The following is a 15,772-nucleotide window of genomic DNA, read 5'->3' on the forward strand; positions in this document are numbered from 1 at the left end:
ATAATGATGAGCAACAGATATTATGTGCTGACAAATAATAAGAATGTTAACATAGACACATCTATTGATCTTATAAAAATATACTTATGAACTCAATCCTCCGCGTTTATGCCTACCGCAACGCTTTGAAGAAGCCCGCAGGCCCTTTTTACTACCTGCGTGCTCTTTCGTTGGGGCGTTTGGATATCGGCGATATCATCGCCCGTATCTCCCGGTTGCCTTTTGCCATCTCTCCCCAGGAATACGCCTTGCTGGTAACGATCTTCCTGGATGAATGCATCGCAGCAACGGCCGAAGGCTATCATATCGCCACCCCGCAGATGCGTTGGTCGCCCACCATCCGCGGCACCATCGGCCCCGCCGACCTGTGGCGCACCTTTGCCCCCGGCCGCCTCCCGGTCTCCTTCAACCTAACCCCCGGCCCCACCGCCCGCCAAGCCGCCACCGAAATCACCATCCAGGCCTGCGGCGAAGCAATGCCCAAAGCCCGTGGCCGGAAGGCAGGCACCCCGGAAGCCAGTGTTCTGAAGCCCGAAGCTCCGAAGCTTGGTACCCCGGAAACAGGTACCCCTAAAGGTAGCCCGTAGCCTTACTGCCATACGAGGCCAGCCTCGTGCCGCAGGCTCTCGGGCTAATTTATTGAATGCGTTCTTTGACATGTTGGGGATTTTTTATATAGCGACAAAAGGTAACTTTTCCCCTCTCGAGAGGGGGTAGGGGGTGTGTTATAGCATGCATATCAAATATTTCATTACCTTTGCCACATCACCAAATAAACAAACTATGATTATACATTACAACAACAATCTAAAACATCTATCTTCCCAATTAAGAAACGATAGTACTCAATCTGAAATCCGTTTATGGAAATACCTGAAGTCTAAACAGACAGGAGTCCGTTTTATCCGGCAGAAGCCTATTGGCAACTATATCGTAGACTTTTACTGTAAAGAATTGCGTCTGGCAATAGAACTTGACGGTTTATCGCATCAGTATGAAGAAACGATGAAAAAGGATGAAGAGAAAGAAGCCTATCTGAATGAAATGGGTATTGAAGTTTTGCGTTTTGAGGATAAGGAGGTGTTAGGAGATATTGATAATGTGATGGCTGTTTTGCTGGATTATATTGAGCGAAGAGTAGTATAACACACCCCCTGCCCCCTCTCCAGAGGGGAATCAGTTACCATCAGACGCTATAAACAATATCTGAAATAATTGAACCGATTGTTATTTCCTCCCCCAACATGTCATGATATTTAGTTTATAAACATTTTAAAACATATAAATTATGTCAGACATCAAATTATACGCAGATCTTTACGACAACGCGTTAACAGAAAAAGAGGGCGATTGCACGGCACGCCCGCGTATCAACGGAACATTGTATAATGCGGATATTGCACGCCGCATCGTGGAGAAACGTACGGAATACCGTCCGGAGACAATCGAGAATATCCTCACCATGGCCGACGAGGAGAAGTCGATCGGCCTGGCCAGCGGGATGAGTGTGGTAGACGGCGTGGGCCAGTACTTGCCGCAGATCAAAGGCGTTTTCGACAAGCCGACCGACCCGTTCGATCCGGCCAAGCATACGCTCTTCGTAGCTTACACGGCCGGTAAGACGTTGAGAAATAAGCTGAAAGAAACAGTAGTCGTAACCAACGGCCAGGCTACCGTAGGCCCGGTAATCGGCGGACTGACCGACTCATCGACAGGCAAGGACGACGGAACCTTTACCCCCGGTATGCCGATCGTGGTAGGCGGCAACAATATCAAGATCACAGGTAAGAACGAAGCCAACGGCTTCTATTTCATCCCTGCAGCCGATGGCAGTACTCCTGTCAAAGCGACTGTGATCGTGCATAACAATCCCTCGCAACTCACCGTCATGGTGCCTGCTACCTTGCCGGAAGGCGACTACTATATCAGTGTCACCACCCAGTATGCTCACTCTTCGACCGTAAAGGAACCCCGTAGCTATAAGTACCCCGTCCTGCTGAGCACAGCCGGCAGCGGTAGTGGTGGAGGAGAAGATGACCGTCCGGTGATCGAGTAAATATGTGCGCCGCGTACTACGGGACTGGTACACTGTGTACTTAACCCGTAGTACGCCTCGTACCAGCCGTTGCGTACAGCGTGTACTTCGTCCGTGGTACACGCCTCCCGGCAACCTGAATTTTTAATTAATCATTTAATCTGAAAGAAAATGAAATATGTAATAATCACTTTTTTGCTTCCGTTCCTGCTCCTCTGTGCTTGTACCGAGCAGGAGATCGACCGCGGTACCGATCCGTTACCCGGTGGCGTAATGCGCCTCTCGGCAACTGTCCGCAACGGGGTGAAGACCCGTGCGCTGAATGATCCGCTGACGGATGCCACCACCGACGAGAAACGGGTGGATCGCATCGCCTTCTTCGTCTACACCGAAGCCGAAGGGATGCAGGTCTATCCGCCTGCCACACCGGTATCTGTCTATCCGGACGAACCGAATAAGGTTCACCTGACCGATAACGCAGACGGCACCTATACTGCCAACGTAGACCTGACAGCCGGTGCCGGTTATGATGCCGATGTGGTCGCCATAGCCAACCTCCCCGAAGACTATGACTACAGCCAGGTCATTACCTGGCAGGGGCTGCTCGACAGTGTGACGGTGGCCACTACGAAGATGCCGCTCTGTACGGGTGAGTATTCAACCGGTAAAAATAATGCCTTTGTTATGTATGCTTCTGCTTCTGTCGCCTTACACAAGGAAAAGGAAGCGGAGGTCGGTTTTGCGATGGAGCGCCTGGTGGCGCGTATCGACATTACCAACAAGGCTTACGGCACAGGAACGAACGCCTTTGTGCTGACGGGTGCCCGTATCCTGCAAGCCAAGCCCGCCAGTTATCTTGTACCGCATGATCTGTATGCTTCGCCCGAAGTGGTGACGGTGAGCGACTGGAAGCTCGACCCTCTGTCGATCAAATTGTATAAAGGCGAAGTGACGACCGACAACGAGACGACCGAAGCTGCCGGCGATGCCACCCGACAAGCCGCCTGGCACGCCCTCTACACCTACGAGAACGACGATGTGGAGCACGCAGCCACTCATCTTGAAGTAACCGGTGAGATGAATGGTGCAACCATTGTCCGTAAAATACCTTTTGAAACTGTCGATGCCGACGGCACCACGAAAAAGCCTGTCCCCATCGTCCGCAACCACCGGTATTTGGTGCAGATCAGCCCGGCTCCCGGCCAGACGGATATCACTTACAAATTGACGGTGGACGAGTGGAACGCGGTCGACACGGTGAATGTACAGCCGAACCAGGATCAGGTTCCGGTGATGAGCAATTATTCGTGTGCGGAGGCGTCAAAGACTTATGGCACTTTCGATGCTTCGACCGGTATACCTGACACGATCGTTGTTCCGGCAACCGGCGGCACGATCCGTTTCACGGCTTCCTGTCCGTTCGATACGCGGGTGACAGCGGATTATGCTTCCGCCGCCGACGGCAACGACTGGCTGGAAATCACCAACCGTTCGGAAGCGGTGGTGACGAAGGCGGGGAGTACCCTGGCACGTACGTATGAAATTACTGTCAAAGCAAACCTGGCTCTCGATGCAACATTGGTGAACCGGGGGTATCTCTATATAGCCAATGGTGCTAATGGTTCAGTGATGGATACGGTGACGATTTTCCAGGGGGCTGATATAGCTTATGCGGATACGCGGTTTGCGGCTGTTACTGCCTATGACGTTGTCTGGGCTCCTTTTAACAGCGGAGCGACAGAACCGATAGGTAAAGATGAAGCAATAACTACATGGACAGCGGAGAAATACGGTTATTTGTATCAGTGGGGTCGTAATGTACCGTTTGCTTACAACGGAGCTCCCGGTGATCTTTATACTGGCGATTTATCGGTATTGAATAAATATCCGGCTTATCAGGATGCCTGTAAGAATGAAGGGGAGTATGCAAATAAGTTCATTAAAGGTTTTGTTGGTGCAGATAATACCTGGTTTAAAGATTATAAGACGGGAGGTGTAACCGTTGGTGATAATGCCTGGCCTCGTGAAAATCAGCCTTGTCCTAAAGGCTGGCGTGTACCTGTTCAGGCAGAATTGGATAAAATAGTGGCAGATGATCCCAAAATAACAGATGGCAAATGGTGTTCTACTTCTAATAATGCCTTAATTCTTACAGGAGGGCTTCGTAGCTGCCAGACTGGTGAGTTCACCGATGTGCTTGATAACGGTTTTCTTTGGTCGTCTACCCTCGATGCAGAGGGTATGGCTCCGCGCCTGTACATCCCGATCAGCAGTATTCCTGATGCTAAAGCTGATACGAGTCATGAGAGACTCGCATATGGCTTTCCGGTTCGTTGTGTTAAGGAATAGCCTTGCTGTTATAGCTTTCCTTTCGGTTACTTCGGAGTTAATCAGGAAGTAACATAACGTTCTTTGACATGGTGGGGGAAATAAGTTAATTGTAAATTAATTAGCTAAGAATGGTTACCAAATGGGGAACTTTTTATATCTTTGTTCTCAAATCGAAAGGATGTGAGAGTAATAGCTAAAAAGACATTGCGTGATTTCTGGGAACTTCATTCCGATAGCGAACAACAGCTAAAGACGTGGTATATGGAAACAGAAAGAGCCCAATGGCAGTCACCGAAGGATATTAAGAAAGAATATTCAAGTGCAAGCTTCCTGGCGGACAATCGTGTAGTATTCAATATAAAAGGGAATAACTACCGTTTGATAGTCCGTATCAATTATGATTTTGGCATTGTGTGGATCCGTTTTATAGGTACACATGCCGAATATGATCGTATAAATGCAGAAACAATTTAATGTATGGTTTACAAGGTAATAAAAACAGAAAGTGAATACAATGCAGCATTGACGGAACTGGAAACCCTGTTTGATGCCCGCAAAGGAACGGAAGAAGGCGACAAACTCGAACTTCTGTCGTTGTTGGTCGACAATTATGAGAAGGAACATTTTCCGATAGCTTTGCCCGATCCTATAGAGGCTATTAAATTCCGTATGGAGCAGTTGAATTGTAAGTCGAAAGACTTGGAGAGTATACTGGGGTTCAAGAGTCGTGTCAGCGAAATTCTTAACCGGAAACGGAAACTAACATTGAGTATGATACGTAAACTCAATAAGTCATTGCAAATACCGACAGATGTACTTATTCAGGAATATTAATAAGTAAAGAATCAACCTATTTCCCCCGCCATAAATTATGTATGACGGGGATTTTTTTGCTCCGTCGTGAATGTATAACTTATATAAAACGACGAATTATGAAACATTATCTATACCTGCTGGCCTTTATCATGGCCGGTATTTTCCTCAGTAGCTGTACGGAGGATCAGATCGATAAAGGTGAAGGGCCTGTCCTGACAGGCGATGCCGCGATGCTGAAAATATCTTTCCGTAACGGTATGGTTACCCGTGCGTTGGGTGACCCTTTCGGTGCCACCGATGAAGAAAAGACGATCACCAAACTCTCTTTTTATGTTTACCCGGAGAAAGAAGCGGATCGCGAAATGGTGCCTTTCCAGCGTTATGTTTTCGATATGACAACGCTTCCGCTGGAAAAAGACAGTGTAAAGATCTCTGAAACGGCTAAAGGAGCATACGACTGTACGTTTATCCTGCGTGAAGGTGGCGGTTTCAGTTGCCGTGTGGTTGCTTTAGCCAACTTGCCGGACGATTTCGACGAAACGAACAATCTGAATACCTACGAGAAGTTGCAGGAAGCAATGTTGCAGGCAACTGCCATGCCGTCTGTTCCTTCTGCCGATCCAAAGGCGGATAACCAGTATGGTCTTGTGATGTATGCCGAAGAGATAAAGATGATCAAAAAGTCATTGGAGACCGGGATGGATTTCAATATGCAACGCCTTCCGGCCCGTATCGACATCACGAACCGTGCCTACGACAAGGATAACCAGGAGGACGGTTTCGTGTTGACTTCCGCTCGTATCGTCAATGCCAAACCGGGCAGCTATCTGATTCCGGCTGCCACTACAGCCCCGTTGATGACACGCAACCTGGCTGAAGTGAACGACCCGGCAAAGATCGTGGCATACAGCCGGGATGGCAAAGACGGTACGCCGACCGACGGTACAACGGATGTAAACGGTAACCCGATTCAAACCGATGCCACGATGGATGCCGGAACGGTGGAACAACGTCTCTGGCATGAACTCTATGCCTATGAGAATGATGATGCGGATGTAGCTACAGCCACTTCGGTCGAGATCAAAGGTAAGTTCCGTAACTCGCCGTTCAGCCGTGTGATTCCGTTTGTCGACAAGGACAAACAGCCTGTCATCATTGAACGAAACCACCGTTACCTGATCCGTATCAATCCGGCTCCCGACCTGACGGATGTTACTTTCAATATCCAGGTAACGGACTGGAATGCCGTCGATACGTTGAATGTGAAGCCTACACAAAAGGTGGTGCCGGAATTGGGTAACTATACGGCTGGCTTTGCCCCGAATGCCGGTAAGCAAGTCGAAGTATATAAAGATGCGATCGAATTTTCCTTTGATGCGACGAACCCGTTTGATACGGATTATAGGGTGGTTCCCGAAATTGGTGAACCATTGGATACCGATGTTTCGTGGGTGAAGGTTGTCCAATCCGAAGCCGAAATAACGAAAGCGGCAACGGGTTATAAACGTACTTACACCGTCTCTCTGTCCGAACTGTCCGGTGGTACTTCCCGCCGTGCCATGCTCCTGATACGCAACGCAGCCAATGTCACTGCCCGCGATACGATCCACCTGAAACAGACTATTTATTATCCGGGGACGGAACTGGAACCGGTTTCGTTGGATGGTGTCGTCTGGGCTCCGGTGAATGTGGGAGCGACAAAAATTGCAATAAAATTGACAGAAGATAATAAAGATGATTGGTTCAATCAAAGTGGTTATTTGTTTCAATGGGGACGTAAAACTCCTTTTAAATACGGTGTATCAGATATACCTGTAACCCCGGTTTCGTATCCGACTTATGCAGAAGGTGTAGCCACGGAGTATGAACATGCTGATGCTTTCATTGTTGGAAATGTAACATCTTGGTTTAGCGATTATAAAAATACAGGTGGTATTTCTTTTTCTCCTGTGTTTAAAACAAATAGTGATGGAGATGCCCTTTGGCCTCGTGAAAATGATCCTTGTCCGTCGGGTTGGCGTGTCCCAACTAAAAATGAGTGTGAAGCCTTGAAAGATAAATTGCATGATAGACCGGGTACAACAACATTTGACGATTGCGTCTGCTTGGTATCCGGAGATATGGGAAAGAAACTGGCCATACCGGCTTTCGGATATCGTGCAGCTAAAGATGGTGAATACATTGGTCAGGCTTTTACTGGACATTATTGGTCTTCAAATTTGTTGAGTTCAGGAAATGTATCAAGTCTATATTTCGATGTGGGTGAAAGTATTGGAACGAGCTATGTTGCAGATGCTTTGTCTATCCGTTGTGTACAAGATAAATAGTGTGTTATATGAATAAAGCAGATGTAGTTAAATCATTATCTATCCATACCTCTTTACCTGAAGTCACTTGTCGTAAGGTTCTTGATGCCTTGATGGTAACGATGGAGGAAGGGCTGAGCAACGGAAACAATATCGTCCTGCAAGGCTTCGGTACTTTCAGACCTTGGGCACAGAGTTCGCGTGAAGGACGTAATCCCCGTACCGGTGAGAATTGCCTGATCGCTCCCCGTACCAGTGTCAGGTTCAGGGCAGGTAAGGACTTGCTGAAGGTTATGAATGAGGAGAAATAGTTATCCATTCTTAACGGAATGATGAAACAAAACCCTGCGGAGTCCCCGCAGGGTTTTTTGTATACTTTTGGAGAGGATGATCATGGTGACGGCGATAATGATAAGCAGGATGCCGATGGCCAGATTGAATGTGAACGGTTCGCCGAACACTAAAACTCCTACGAAAACGGCGGTAACCGGCTCCATAGCTCCTAACACGGCAGTCAGTGTGCCGCCGATATTGTGCACGGCCAGTACCAGCGTGATATTTGAAATGACCGTCGGGACAATGGCCAGGAGTATCAGGTTGACTAGCGATAGGACGTCGGGGATAGGTTGTATCCCTTCGTTGGAACCGGCTTTGATCGCGAACAGGAAGGTGCTGACTATAAATACATAGAAGGTCAGTTTTCTGCCTGTCATCGTATGTACCCTCGACTTATTGACGGTAGTGATATAAAGTGCATATCCGACGGCCGACAAGAGTACGATAAATACCCCGAGTGCGCTCAGCTTCATTTCGCCTTCATTGATCGATAACCTGGCAACCCCGCAGATCGCCAGTCCGATTGCCAGCAGCGTGACCCATGAGGTCTTTTCACGAAAGAACAATAACATGATAAGCGTAACGAATATCGGATAGGTGAAATGTAACGTAGTGGCGATCCCTGCGGACATAAAGTTATATCCCCAGAAAAGGAACATGGCAGAAGCCGTATAAAAGAATCCCAGCAGGATTAATACAGGTATCTCCCTTTTTTCTACGCGAAAAGACTCCTTCTTGTAAGTCATGATGCCCGTAAGGGCAATGGCTGCAAAAAGAAAACGGTAGAAAAGGATCGAATCGAACTGCATCCCTTTTGCCATTAGCGGCAGGGTAAATAACGGAATCAAACCGAATGTCGCAGAAGTTAAAATACCGTAGGCAAATCCTTTTATGTTGTTGTTCATCTCTTTTTCTTTTTGCTAAAACGGCTGCAAACATACAAAAAAGCCGTGATATTATCAGGTAATATCACGGCTCTTAAATATTATTTCAGATGATTAAACCAACAAGCCTGCGGCAACTTCTTCTGCTACAGCCGGACTCTTGATGGCAGCCACCAAAGCAAGACCGAAGTTTATTACCAACCCCGGCCCTTTACCGGTTATTACATTGTCGGATACTTCTACTGCTTCGCCTGTTACATTCGCGCCGATCAGCTTCGGTTCGAAACCGGGATAACAAGTCGCGTTACGGCCTTTCAGCAATCCCAGTCCACCCAGTACCATCGGAGCAGCGCAGATGGCAGCTACGATCTTACCGTCGCGATATTGTTGCAGTAATGCTTCTTTTACCGGTTCTGAACTATTCAGATTGGCAGCACCGGGCATACCTCCGGGAAGGATCAGTGCATCGGCACCAGCCAGAGTCGCTTTTTCCAAAGTTGTATCGGCTGTAACCGGCACGTTATGTGCTCCCGTTACAACAGGATCGGCTGTGATGGAAACAGTTGTCACTTCGATACCTCCACGGCGCAGGATATCGATTGTACCCAGGGCTTCCATCTCTTCGAAGCCGTTGGCTAAGAATACAATTGCTTTCTTCATATTACTTCCTTTATTTTAGTTTATATACATAGGTAATCGTACCACTCTGGTTGTTCGCCCCGTTGATGCTGTTGAACTTCGCCCGCTTGGCGGCATCCAACGCACTTTTACGCATGGAAGCGTTGTCGATGTTGGTACCTCTTCCTATTTCTGTAAATATTACATTTCCTTTCGGATCGACCGTAATGTTAATAACAATACGTCCTTCTTCCTGGATCGTGTAGGCAGGGCGGGGCAAACCTCCGGCTCCGATGGAGCGGCCGTTCAGGTTGAATGAACCGTAGCCGCCTACGCCTTCGTTGGCTCCGTGGTCGGAGTTACCGAACGGGCTTCCCTGGTTACCTGTTCCGGTTTCTGCATCGCCCTGGCTGTTACCTTCTGCACCACCGATACCGAATGCTCCGGCAACGCGGTTGCTGATGGCCTGTTCCTTTTTGCGACGCTCTTCTTCCAGACGTTTCTTTTCAGCCTCTTCGCGTTTGCGACGATCCTCTTCCTCTTTCCGTTTACGCTCTTCCTCTTTCTTCTTTTGCTCTTCTTTCTTTTTGGCTTCAGCCAGAGCAACACTTTCTTCGATATCCTGCGTAATGACTTCCTCCTTCGGCGTTTCTACCGGCGGAGTGGGTGGAGGGGGAGGCGTGGTCGTTTCCTGTGGCAGTTCCTGTCCTGTATATTTCGGTTCGAAGGTACCGGCGGCGGAATTGACATTCCCGAAGTTGACGAGTACACCCCCGTCTTCGTCCGGAATCTCCGTCCGTAATACCGTGAACAACAGGATCAGAAAGATCGCCAGGTGGAAAGCAACTGAACCGGCTATACTGTATATGTCATCTTTGTTGAATTTCATATCTGTTATTTCTGCGCACGGGTGGCAAGCACCATCTTGAATTTGTTTTCGTTCGCTATGTTCAGGATCTTTACGATTTCTTTATAAGGAACTGTCTCGTCAGCATAAAGGGCGACGAACATTTCGGGCTCTTTTGCATAACTGTCTTGTAGGAACGGGGTGATCTCGTCGAACGTGACCTGCGTTTCCCGCTGGTTACCGAAGGCTACGTAGTAGTTCAGGTTGGCATCGATGGTAACCCGCGTGAGCGGTTTGGCTGCCGTTTGCTTCTTGGCTTGGGGCAATGTTACCTTGATGGCATTCGGAATGACTACCGTAGAGGTGACCATAAAGAAGATCAACAGCAGGAATATGACGTCGGTCATGGATGCCATGCTGAAGGCTTCGTTTACTTTTGTTCTTCGTTTTAGTGCCATTCGCTTCTTAATTAGCCGGTTCGTTCAATAAATCCATAAATTCCATTGTACGGGCTTCCATCTTGTTCACCACGTTATCTACCTGCGATACTAGATAGTTGTAAGCAAACAAGGTGATGATACCGACTACCAGACCACCGACAGTTGTTACAAGGGCTTCGTAGATACCACCCGAAAGGAGGGATACATCTACGTTTGTTCCGGCATTGGCCATATCGAAGAAGGCGCGTACCATACCTGTTACCGTTCCGAGGAAGCCGAGCATCGGGGCGCCGGCGGCTGTCGTAGCGATCAGCGGGAAGCCTTTTTCCAGCTTGGCAATTTCTAGGTTTCCTACATTTTCGATAGCAACGAGTACGTCGTTCATCGGGCGGCCCAGGCGGCTGATCCCTTTTTCAATCATGCGGGCAGAAGGTGTGTTGGTACTGCGGCACAGGTTAAGCGCTGAGTCGACTTTCCCTTCATGGATATAGTCTTTGATACGGTTCATGAAATTCTGGTCTTCTTTACCTGCGCGACGGATAACCAGTAAACGCTGGATGAAGATATAACCTGCCATTAGCGATAACAGCAATAGTACAACCATAATCCACCCTCCTTTAAAAGCGAGGTCTATCACGTTGATCTCTGCTTCAGTGGGGACTGTTACTGCCGTCAGATCCGGCATCTGCTCTGCTGTCTGTGCCCCTACTGCCTGTAGGGAAAGTAAAATACTCATAGGTTTGTATACTTATTCGTTAATATTAATTCATTAGTTTATTGTTGTAAGCATGCTTTATATAAAGAAATAGTTTCCTGCAATCCGTGATATAAAGCGTCACAGATCAAGGCATGTCCGATGGAAACCTCTTCCAGCCAGGGTATATTCTGACTGAACCAGGCCAGGTTCTCCAAGCTCAGGTCATGGCCGGCATTGACACCCATTCCGAGGTTCTTTGCCAGTTGAGCCGCAGCAATAAAAGGGGCAACCGCTTCCTCCTTGTTTACCGGATAATTGGTTGCGTAAGGTTCCGTATACAGTTCGATACGGTCGGTACCGGTTTTTGCCGCCAGTTCGATGTTGGCGAGATCGGTGCTGACAAAGATGGATGTACGGATTCCCTGTGCGGTGAAAGTGTCTACCAGTTCACTCAGCAGGTCGAAGTTCGCACTTACGTTCCATCCTGCATTCGAAGTGATAGCATCGGGAGCATCAGGCACCAGGGTAACCTGGGTAGGTTTAACCTTCAACACGAGATCTATAAAATCGTTACAGGGATATCCTTCAATGTTAAATTCTGTCCTGATAAGAGGTTTTAGTGCATATACATCGCTGTATTTAATGTGACGTTCGTCCGGACGAGGATGAACCGTAATTCCTTGTGCACCGAAATTTTCGCAATCTTGTGCGACTTTTAGAATGTCAGGCATGTTACCTCCGCGTGCATTACGGATGGTTGCAACCTTGTTAATGTTTACACTTAAATTTGTCATCGTATATCGTTATATCTTTTTTCTTTCATTACATTTGCACAAAAGTATCGGCAAATTTAGCAGAATTAAGGGAATTAACAGAATAATGTTGGTGAAAGATTTCATAACGAAGGAACTTCCGGTGTTAAAAAGTTTTGACACAGGGGAGTATGCATTAGCACTAATGGATGATTTTAAGTTAAAACATCTACCGTTGCTAAGCGAAGGGATATACCGTTGCCTGGTTTCGGAAAAGGATCTACTGGCTATGCCTGATCCTACGGCGACGATCGGCGAACCGGTTCTGTTTGCTCCCAGTGTGCTTGAAAATACGCATATCCATGAAGCGCTGGCTTTAATTACCCGTTACCAGCTTTGCCTGCTTCCGGTAGTAAGTCCGGAAGGGGAGTATAAAGGCGCGATTACACGGGATAAGCTGATCGACATTCTTTCGGAACTGTGTAATGCCGAGAGCTCCGGTAGTGTTTTTGTGCTGGAGGTGATGCCACAGGATTACTCGTTGACGGATATTGCCCGTCTGATCGAATCGAATAATGCGCATGTGTTGAATTTGCTCTCGTACACAGATAAAGATACCGGAAGATTGCACCTGATCATCAAGATTGACCTGGAAGATGCTTCACCGGTGATCCGTAGTTTCGAACGGTTTAATTATACGGTTCTCTATTATTTTATGGAAAAGGGAATGGTAGACGATCTGTTGCAGCAGCGGATGGATGAGTTGTTGCATTATATGAATATTTAATCAATTGACAGTTTTATGAAGGTTGGTGTATTTGGCAGTGAATATCAGGTAGAGAAACAGAGTCAGATAAAACGTTTGTTTGAAAAGCTTCGCTCGCAGGAGGCGGAGGTGTATGTGGACTCTCAATTCTACTACTTCCTGACAGATGTCCTGAATTTTGAGCCTGTAGTGGCCGGGTTGCTGACAGATGATGATTTCGATCTGGATGTGGCTCTCAGTGTGGGAGGTGACGGTACTTTCCTGCGTACGGCAGCCCGGGTGAATCGGCAGGATATTCCTATTCTGGGTATTAATACCGGACGGCTCGGTTTTCTGGCGGATGTGGGTGGTAATGATATCGAGGACACGTTGGATGAGTTATTCAAGAACTATTATAAAATAGAAGAACGTACTTTATTGCGTCTGAATACGGAAGGCCGTGTTTTTAAGGGGTATAACTATGCGTTGAATGAGATCGCCATATTGAAGCGCGACACCTCTTCAATGATCACGATCCATACGTCGCTTAATGATGAGTATCTGGCTTCATACCAGGCAGACGGATTGCTGATCGCAACACCGACCGGTTCGACAGCTTATTCCATGAGTGTGAACGGCCCGATCATTATACCGCAAAGTAACAATATCGTATTGAGTCCGGTTGCCCCTCATTCCCTGAATGTTCGCCCTCTGGTTATTCCTGATACTTATAAGATCACGCTAGGGGTCGAGAGTCGGAATAAATATTTCCTGATCTCACTGGACGGACGTTCGGAAATATTCCCTACCGGTATACAACTGACGGTATCGAAAGCGGATTATACAACAAAAGTGATTAAAAGATATAATCATACCTTTTATCAGACGCTCCGTGAGAAGCTCATGTGGGGTGCAGATGCAAGGATGAAATAGAGGTTTGTAGCTGAATTATGCTGCAAAAAGATGTTTTATAGCATATATTTGTTAAATCATATTAAAGATGTGAGAAAAACAAATGATATATTATGCTACATAACATAAAACCTCTATATTTGCACTGTGTTTTTCATGGTATTAGATTTAAGGTTAACAATGAAGATTGGCTGTCCGTGATGGATAGCCTTTTTTATTTTCTGCCAATTGGACTTTCCTGAAACAATTATTTTTATATTTGCCTTTGATAAAATCCACATAAGTAATTTTAGTACGATTGATATCGGTCTTATCGATGAAGGGGAGGTTTACTTTTATGATTACATCCAGGGAAGATGAGTATGTTAAGGCGCTGAGTAACGGTGATTCGAAAGCATTCGAATTATTGTTTCTGCGGTATCAGCCTAAACTTGTCTATTTCTTTACAGGCTTTGTACACGATGACGAGATCGCGCAGGACTTAGCCCAGGATCTTTTTTTTAATCTTTGGAATAACAGAAGCAAGCTTTCGGATATACGTTTGTTTCAATCTTACCTTTATCAGATGGCACGTAACATCTTATACAATTATTATGATCATTCTTTGGTGCAGGAAAAATACGGGATGGCGCAATTCTTATCTCCATCGGTATCCGATGATCCGGAAGAACAGTTATTTGCCAGCAACTTACAGGAATTGATTAACCTCAGAGTCGATCAGATGCCTCCCCAACGGAGACAGATTTTTCGTATGAGCCGGATGGAAGGTTTGAATAATGAGGAAATTGCAAACCGGCTCAATATAAATAAACGGACTGTCGAGAATCATTTAACCGTTGCTTTGGCAGACTTAAGGAAAATGCTTAAGGTTTCTATTCTGCTCTTTTTTCACTAATTCTGTGTTTTCTGTAAAAAAATCAATTTTAGACTGTGTGTAAAACCGAAGTTCGCTTTCTTATTTATAAAAAGCGATAATTATGCACGAAAAAGAGATAAAGGAGATAATCAGGTTATTTTTTGGAAAACGGTTTTCGAAGGACGTTCAATTGCGTTTTCGTTATTGGTTTCGTTCGGAAGAAGATCGTGATGAAAAGGAGGATGCCTTGCAGGAAATCTGGGAGACAAGTCCGTCTGATATTTCAGAGCAGACCTGGAGCAGGCTGTCGGAAATGCAGGACAGGATTTCAAAGTCACGGAATGTGACATTACCGGAGAGACGCAACAGGCGCTGGTTGAAATATGCAGCAGTAGCCGCTGTTTGGATACTGACAGTGTTCACAACCCGTTATTTCTCTGAACAGGATGTTAAAATAGTATCTCCGAAGCTAACCGAATTTTATGTTCCTTATGGTGATAAGCAGGAGATAACGTTATCCGATGGCTCTGTTGTGTGGGTAAATGCCGGGTCAGTCCTTATTTATCCTTCGGAGTTTACAGCTGCCACACGTACCGTTTTTCTTAGTGGGGAAGCTTGTTTCAAGGTGGCGAAAAATCCGGAACAGCCGTTCATTGTAAGTACGAAACATCTGGATGTTCAAGCTTTGGGTACTGTTTTTAGTGTAGATGCTTATCCCGGTGCAACAGAAACTATTGCAACGTTGGAGGAAGGAAGTATACAGGTGGATACGAAACCTTCGATGACTTCGGCTTCCGTTTTAAAGCCCAATGAACAATTCATCTACTCCCATTTGACACACCGGGCGACAATCAATGTGGTTGATGCTGAACAAGTCTCGGCCTGGAAAGATGGTTACCTGATATTTAAAAATGCCAGCTTTGAAGAAGTGACTGCCGCTTTGGAACGCAAATATAACGTGACAATTAATTATAATGCGGAAAAATATAAGGGGCGTACCTATTATGTGAAATTCAATCCGGATGAAAGTATAGAAGATGCTCTTCTGATTTTAAAACATCTGATAGAAGACTTCAGATACCGGATAATAGGGCAAACAATCAGTATAAACTAAAAGAAAGGAGGAACCACAGCATATATAAAAGAAAGACGGGGAGAACGACCAGCAAAATCTCCTCCCCGTATTTTGAAATCATA

Annotated in this window: 18 protein-coding genes; 12 read left to right on the top strand and 6 right to left on the bottom strand. The window is 46.5% G+C overall.

The annotated features are described in order from the left end of the window. The first annotated feature begins 86 nt into the window (after positions 1-86). The 8 genes from HMPREF1212_RS06370 to HMPREF1212_RS06405 all read left to right on the top strand — a co-directional run bounded on the left by HMPREF1212_RS06370 (position 87) and on the right by HMPREF1212_RS06405 (position 7,799). Positions 87-587, top strand: a complete 501-nt coding sequence (locus HMPREF1212_RS06370) for a DNA-binding domain-containing protein (RefSeq protein WP_046148800.1) — start codon at positions 87-89, stop codon at positions 585-587. Positions 588-783: 196 nt separating this feature from the next. Further along, positions 784-1,146, top strand: coding sequence for an endonuclease domain-containing protein (locus HMPREF1212_RS06375; RefSeq protein WP_046148801.1), 363 nt, complete (start codon positions 784-786; stop codon positions 1,144-1,146). 142 nt (positions 1,147-1,288) lie between these two features. Then, complete coding sequence (locus tag HMPREF1212_RS06380; protein WP_046148802.1) at positions 1,289-2,056, top strand: DUF4469 domain-containing protein; 768 nt, start codon at positions 1,289-1,291, stop codon at positions 2,054-2,056. Positions 2,057-2,206: 150 nt separating this feature from the next. After that, the gene (locus HMPREF1212_RS06385) at positions 2,207-4,384 is read left to right on the top strand and encodes a fibrobacter succinogenes major paralogous domain-containing protein (RefSeq protein WP_046148803.1); all 2,178 of its coding nucleotides are present in this window, start codon (positions 2,207-2,209) and stop codon (positions 4,382-4,384) included. A gap of 162 nt (positions 4,385-4,546) precedes the next feature. Next, positions 4,547-4,840, top strand: a complete 294-nt coding sequence (locus HMPREF1212_RS06390; protein WP_046150259.1) for a type II toxin-antitoxin system HigB family toxin — start codon at positions 4,547-4,549, stop codon at positions 4,838-4,840. Between the two features lie 3 nt (positions 4,841-4,843). Beyond that, positions 4,844-5,200 carry a helix-turn-helix domain-containing protein gene (locus HMPREF1212_RS06395; RefSeq protein WP_046148804.1) on the top strand — a complete coding sequence of 119 codons (357 nt, stop codon included), beginning with the start codon at positions 4,844-4,846 and terminating at the stop codon, positions 5,198-5,200. Between the two features lie 98 nt (positions 5,201-5,298). Then, on the top strand, positions 5,299-7,509 hold the full coding sequence (locus tag HMPREF1212_RS06400) for a fibrobacter succinogenes major paralogous domain-containing protein (protein WP_046148805.1): 2,211 nt from the start codon (positions 5,299-5,301) through the stop codon (positions 7,507-7,509). A gap of 8 nt (positions 7,510-7,517) precedes the next feature. Continuing rightward, positions 7,518-7,799 (top strand): HU family DNA-binding protein, encoded by a 282-nt coding sequence (locus tag HMPREF1212_RS06405; RefSeq protein WP_046148806.1) that lies wholly within the window; start codon positions 7,518-7,520, stop codon positions 7,797-7,799. Here HMPREF1212_RS06405 and HMPREF1212_RS06410 read toward each other — a convergent pair whose 3' ends face one another. From HMPREF1212_RS06410 to HMPREF1212_RS06435, 6 genes are all read right to left on the bottom strand, one after another. Further along, a complete protein-coding gene (locus HMPREF1212_RS06410; protein WP_046148807.1) occupies positions 7,800-8,729 on the bottom strand; it encodes a DMT family transporter in 930 nt (309 codons plus the stop codon). It lies immediately after the preceding gene. Between the two features lie 93 nt (positions 8,730-8,822). Continuing rightward, positions 8,823-9,368 carry a DJ-1 family glyoxalase III gene (locus tag HMPREF1212_RS06415; protein WP_028727497.1) on the bottom strand — a complete coding sequence of 182 codons (546 nt, stop codon included), beginning with the start codon at positions 9,366-9,368 and terminating at the stop codon, positions 8,823-8,825. Positions 9,369-9,378: 10 nt separating this feature from the next. After that, positions 9,379-10,215 (bottom strand): energy transducer TonB family protein, encoded by an 837-nt coding sequence (locus tag HMPREF1212_RS06420; protein WP_046148808.1) that lies wholly within the window; start codon positions 10,213-10,215, stop codon positions 9,379-9,381. 5 nt (positions 10,216-10,220) lie between these two features. Next, positions 10,221-10,631 carry an ExbD/TolR family protein gene (locus HMPREF1212_RS06425; protein WP_007658774.1) on the bottom strand — a complete coding sequence of 137 codons (411 nt, stop codon included), beginning with the start codon at positions 10,629-10,631 and terminating at the stop codon, positions 10,221-10,223. A 7-nt stretch (positions 10,632-10,638) separates the two neighbouring features. After that, positions 10,639-11,349 (bottom strand): MotA/TolQ/ExbB proton channel family protein, encoded by a 711-nt coding sequence (locus HMPREF1212_RS06430; protein WP_046148809.1) that lies wholly within the window; start codon positions 11,347-11,349, stop codon positions 10,639-10,641. A gap of 38 nt (positions 11,350-11,387) precedes the next feature. After that, on the bottom strand, positions 11,388-12,104 hold the full coding sequence (locus HMPREF1212_RS06435; protein ID WP_046148810.1) for a pyridoxine 5'-phosphate synthase: 717 nt from the start codon (positions 12,102-12,104) through the stop codon (positions 11,388-11,390). Positions 12,105-12,189: 85 nt separating this feature from the next. Here HMPREF1212_RS06435 and HMPREF1212_RS06440 point away from each other — a divergent pair, with 85 nt between their 5' ends. The 4 genes from HMPREF1212_RS06440 (at position 12,190) to HMPREF1212_RS06455 (ending at position 15,689) form a co-directional block, all read left to right on the top strand. Beyond that, positions 12,190-12,849, top strand: coding sequence for a CBS domain-containing protein (locus tag HMPREF1212_RS06440; protein ID WP_028727501.1), 660 nt, complete (start codon positions 12,190-12,192; stop codon positions 12,847-12,849). A gap of 15 nt (positions 12,850-12,864) precedes the next feature. Next, positions 12,865-13,740 carry an NAD kinase gene (locus HMPREF1212_RS06445; protein WP_007658770.1) on the top strand — a complete coding sequence of 292 codons (876 nt, stop codon included), beginning with the start codon at positions 12,865-12,867 and terminating at the stop codon, positions 13,738-13,740. 316 nt (positions 13,741-14,056) lie between these two features. Then, positions 14,057-14,614: an RNA polymerase sigma-70 factor gene (locus HMPREF1212_RS06450; protein ID WP_046148811.1), complete on the top strand. Its 558-nt coding sequence runs from the start codon at positions 14,057-14,059 to the stop codon at positions 14,612-14,614. 82 nt (positions 14,615-14,696) lie between these two features. Next, a complete protein-coding gene (locus HMPREF1212_RS06455) occupies positions 14,697-15,689 on the top strand; it encodes a FecR family protein (protein ID WP_046148812.1) in 993 nt (330 codons plus the stop codon). The last annotated feature ends 83 nt before the right edge of the window (positions 15,690-15,772 follow it).

This window comes from Parabacteroides sp. HGS0025 (genome assembly GCF_000969845.1).
In the GTDB taxonomy this organism is placed as follows: Bacteria; Bacteroidota; Bacteroidia; order Bacteroidales; family Tannerellaceae; genus Parabacteroides; species Parabacteroides gordonii.

What these genes read in the sequence shown, in the direction of transcription:
- HMPREF1212_RS06370 (WP_046148800.1), top strand. Translation starts at nt 87, where the DNA reads ATGAACTCAATCCTCCGCGTTTATGCCTACCGCAACGCTTTGAAGAAG.
- HMPREF1212_RS06375 (WP_046148801.1), top strand. Translation starts at nt 784, where the DNA reads ATGATTATACATTACAACAACAATCTAAAACATCTATCTTCCCAATTA.
- HMPREF1212_RS06380 (WP_046148802.1), top strand. Translation starts at nt 1,289, where the DNA reads ATGTCAGACATCAAATTATACGCAGATCTTTACGACAACGCGTTAACA.
- HMPREF1212_RS06385 (WP_046148803.1), top strand. Translation starts at nt 2,207, where the DNA reads ATGAAATATGTAATAATCACTTTTTTGCTTCCGTTCCTGCTCCTCTGT.
- HMPREF1212_RS06395 (WP_046148804.1), top strand. Translation starts at nt 4,844, where the DNA reads ATGGTTTACAAGGTAATAAAAACAGAAAGTGAATACAATGCAGCATTG.
- HMPREF1212_RS06400 (WP_046148805.1), top strand. Translation starts at nt 5,299, where the DNA reads ATGAAACATTATCTATACCTGCTGGCCTTTATCATGGCCGGTATTTTC.
- HMPREF1212_RS06405 (WP_046148806.1), top strand. Translation starts at nt 7,518, where the DNA reads ATGAATAAAGCAGATGTAGTTAAATCATTATCTATCCATACCTCTTTA.
- HMPREF1212_RS06410 (WP_046148807.1), bottom strand. Translation starts at nt 8,729, where the DNA reads ATGAACAACAACATAAAAGGATTTGCCTACGGTATTTTAACTTCTGCG.
- HMPREF1212_RS06415 (WP_028727497.1), bottom strand. Translation starts at nt 9,368, where the DNA reads ATGAAGAAAGCAATTGTATTCTTAGCCAACGGCTTCGAAGAGATGGAA.
- HMPREF1212_RS06420 (WP_046148808.1), bottom strand. Translation starts at nt 10,215, where the DNA reads ATGAAATTCAACAAAGATGACATATACAGTATAGCCGGTTCAGTTGCT.
- HMPREF1212_RS06425 (WP_007658774.1), bottom strand. Translation starts at nt 10,631, where the DNA reads ATGGCACTAAAACGAAGAACAAAAGTAAACGAAGCCTTCAGCATGGCA.
- HMPREF1212_RS06430 (WP_046148809.1), bottom strand. Translation starts at nt 11,349, where the DNA reads ATGAGTATTTTACTTTCCCTACAGGCAGTAGGGGCACAGACAGCAGAG.
- HMPREF1212_RS06435 (WP_046148810.1), bottom strand. Translation starts at nt 12,104, where the DNA reads ATGACAAATTTAAGTGTAAACATTAACAAGGTTGCAACCATCCGTAAT.
- HMPREF1212_RS06440 (WP_028727501.1), top strand. Translation starts at nt 12,190, where the DNA reads ATGTTGGTGAAAGATTTCATAACGAAGGAACTTCCGGTGTTAAAAAGT.
- HMPREF1212_RS06445 (WP_007658770.1), top strand. Translation starts at nt 12,865, where the DNA reads ATGAAGGTTGGTGTATTTGGCAGTGAATATCAGGTAGAGAAACAGAGT.
- HMPREF1212_RS06450 (WP_046148811.1), top strand. Translation starts at nt 14,057, where the DNA reads ATGATTACATCCAGGGAAGATGAGTATGTTAAGGCGCTGAGTAACGGT.
- HMPREF1212_RS06455 (WP_046148812.1), top strand. Translation starts at nt 14,697, where the DNA reads ATGCACGAAAAAGAGATAAAGGAGATAATCAGGTTATTTTTTGGAAAA.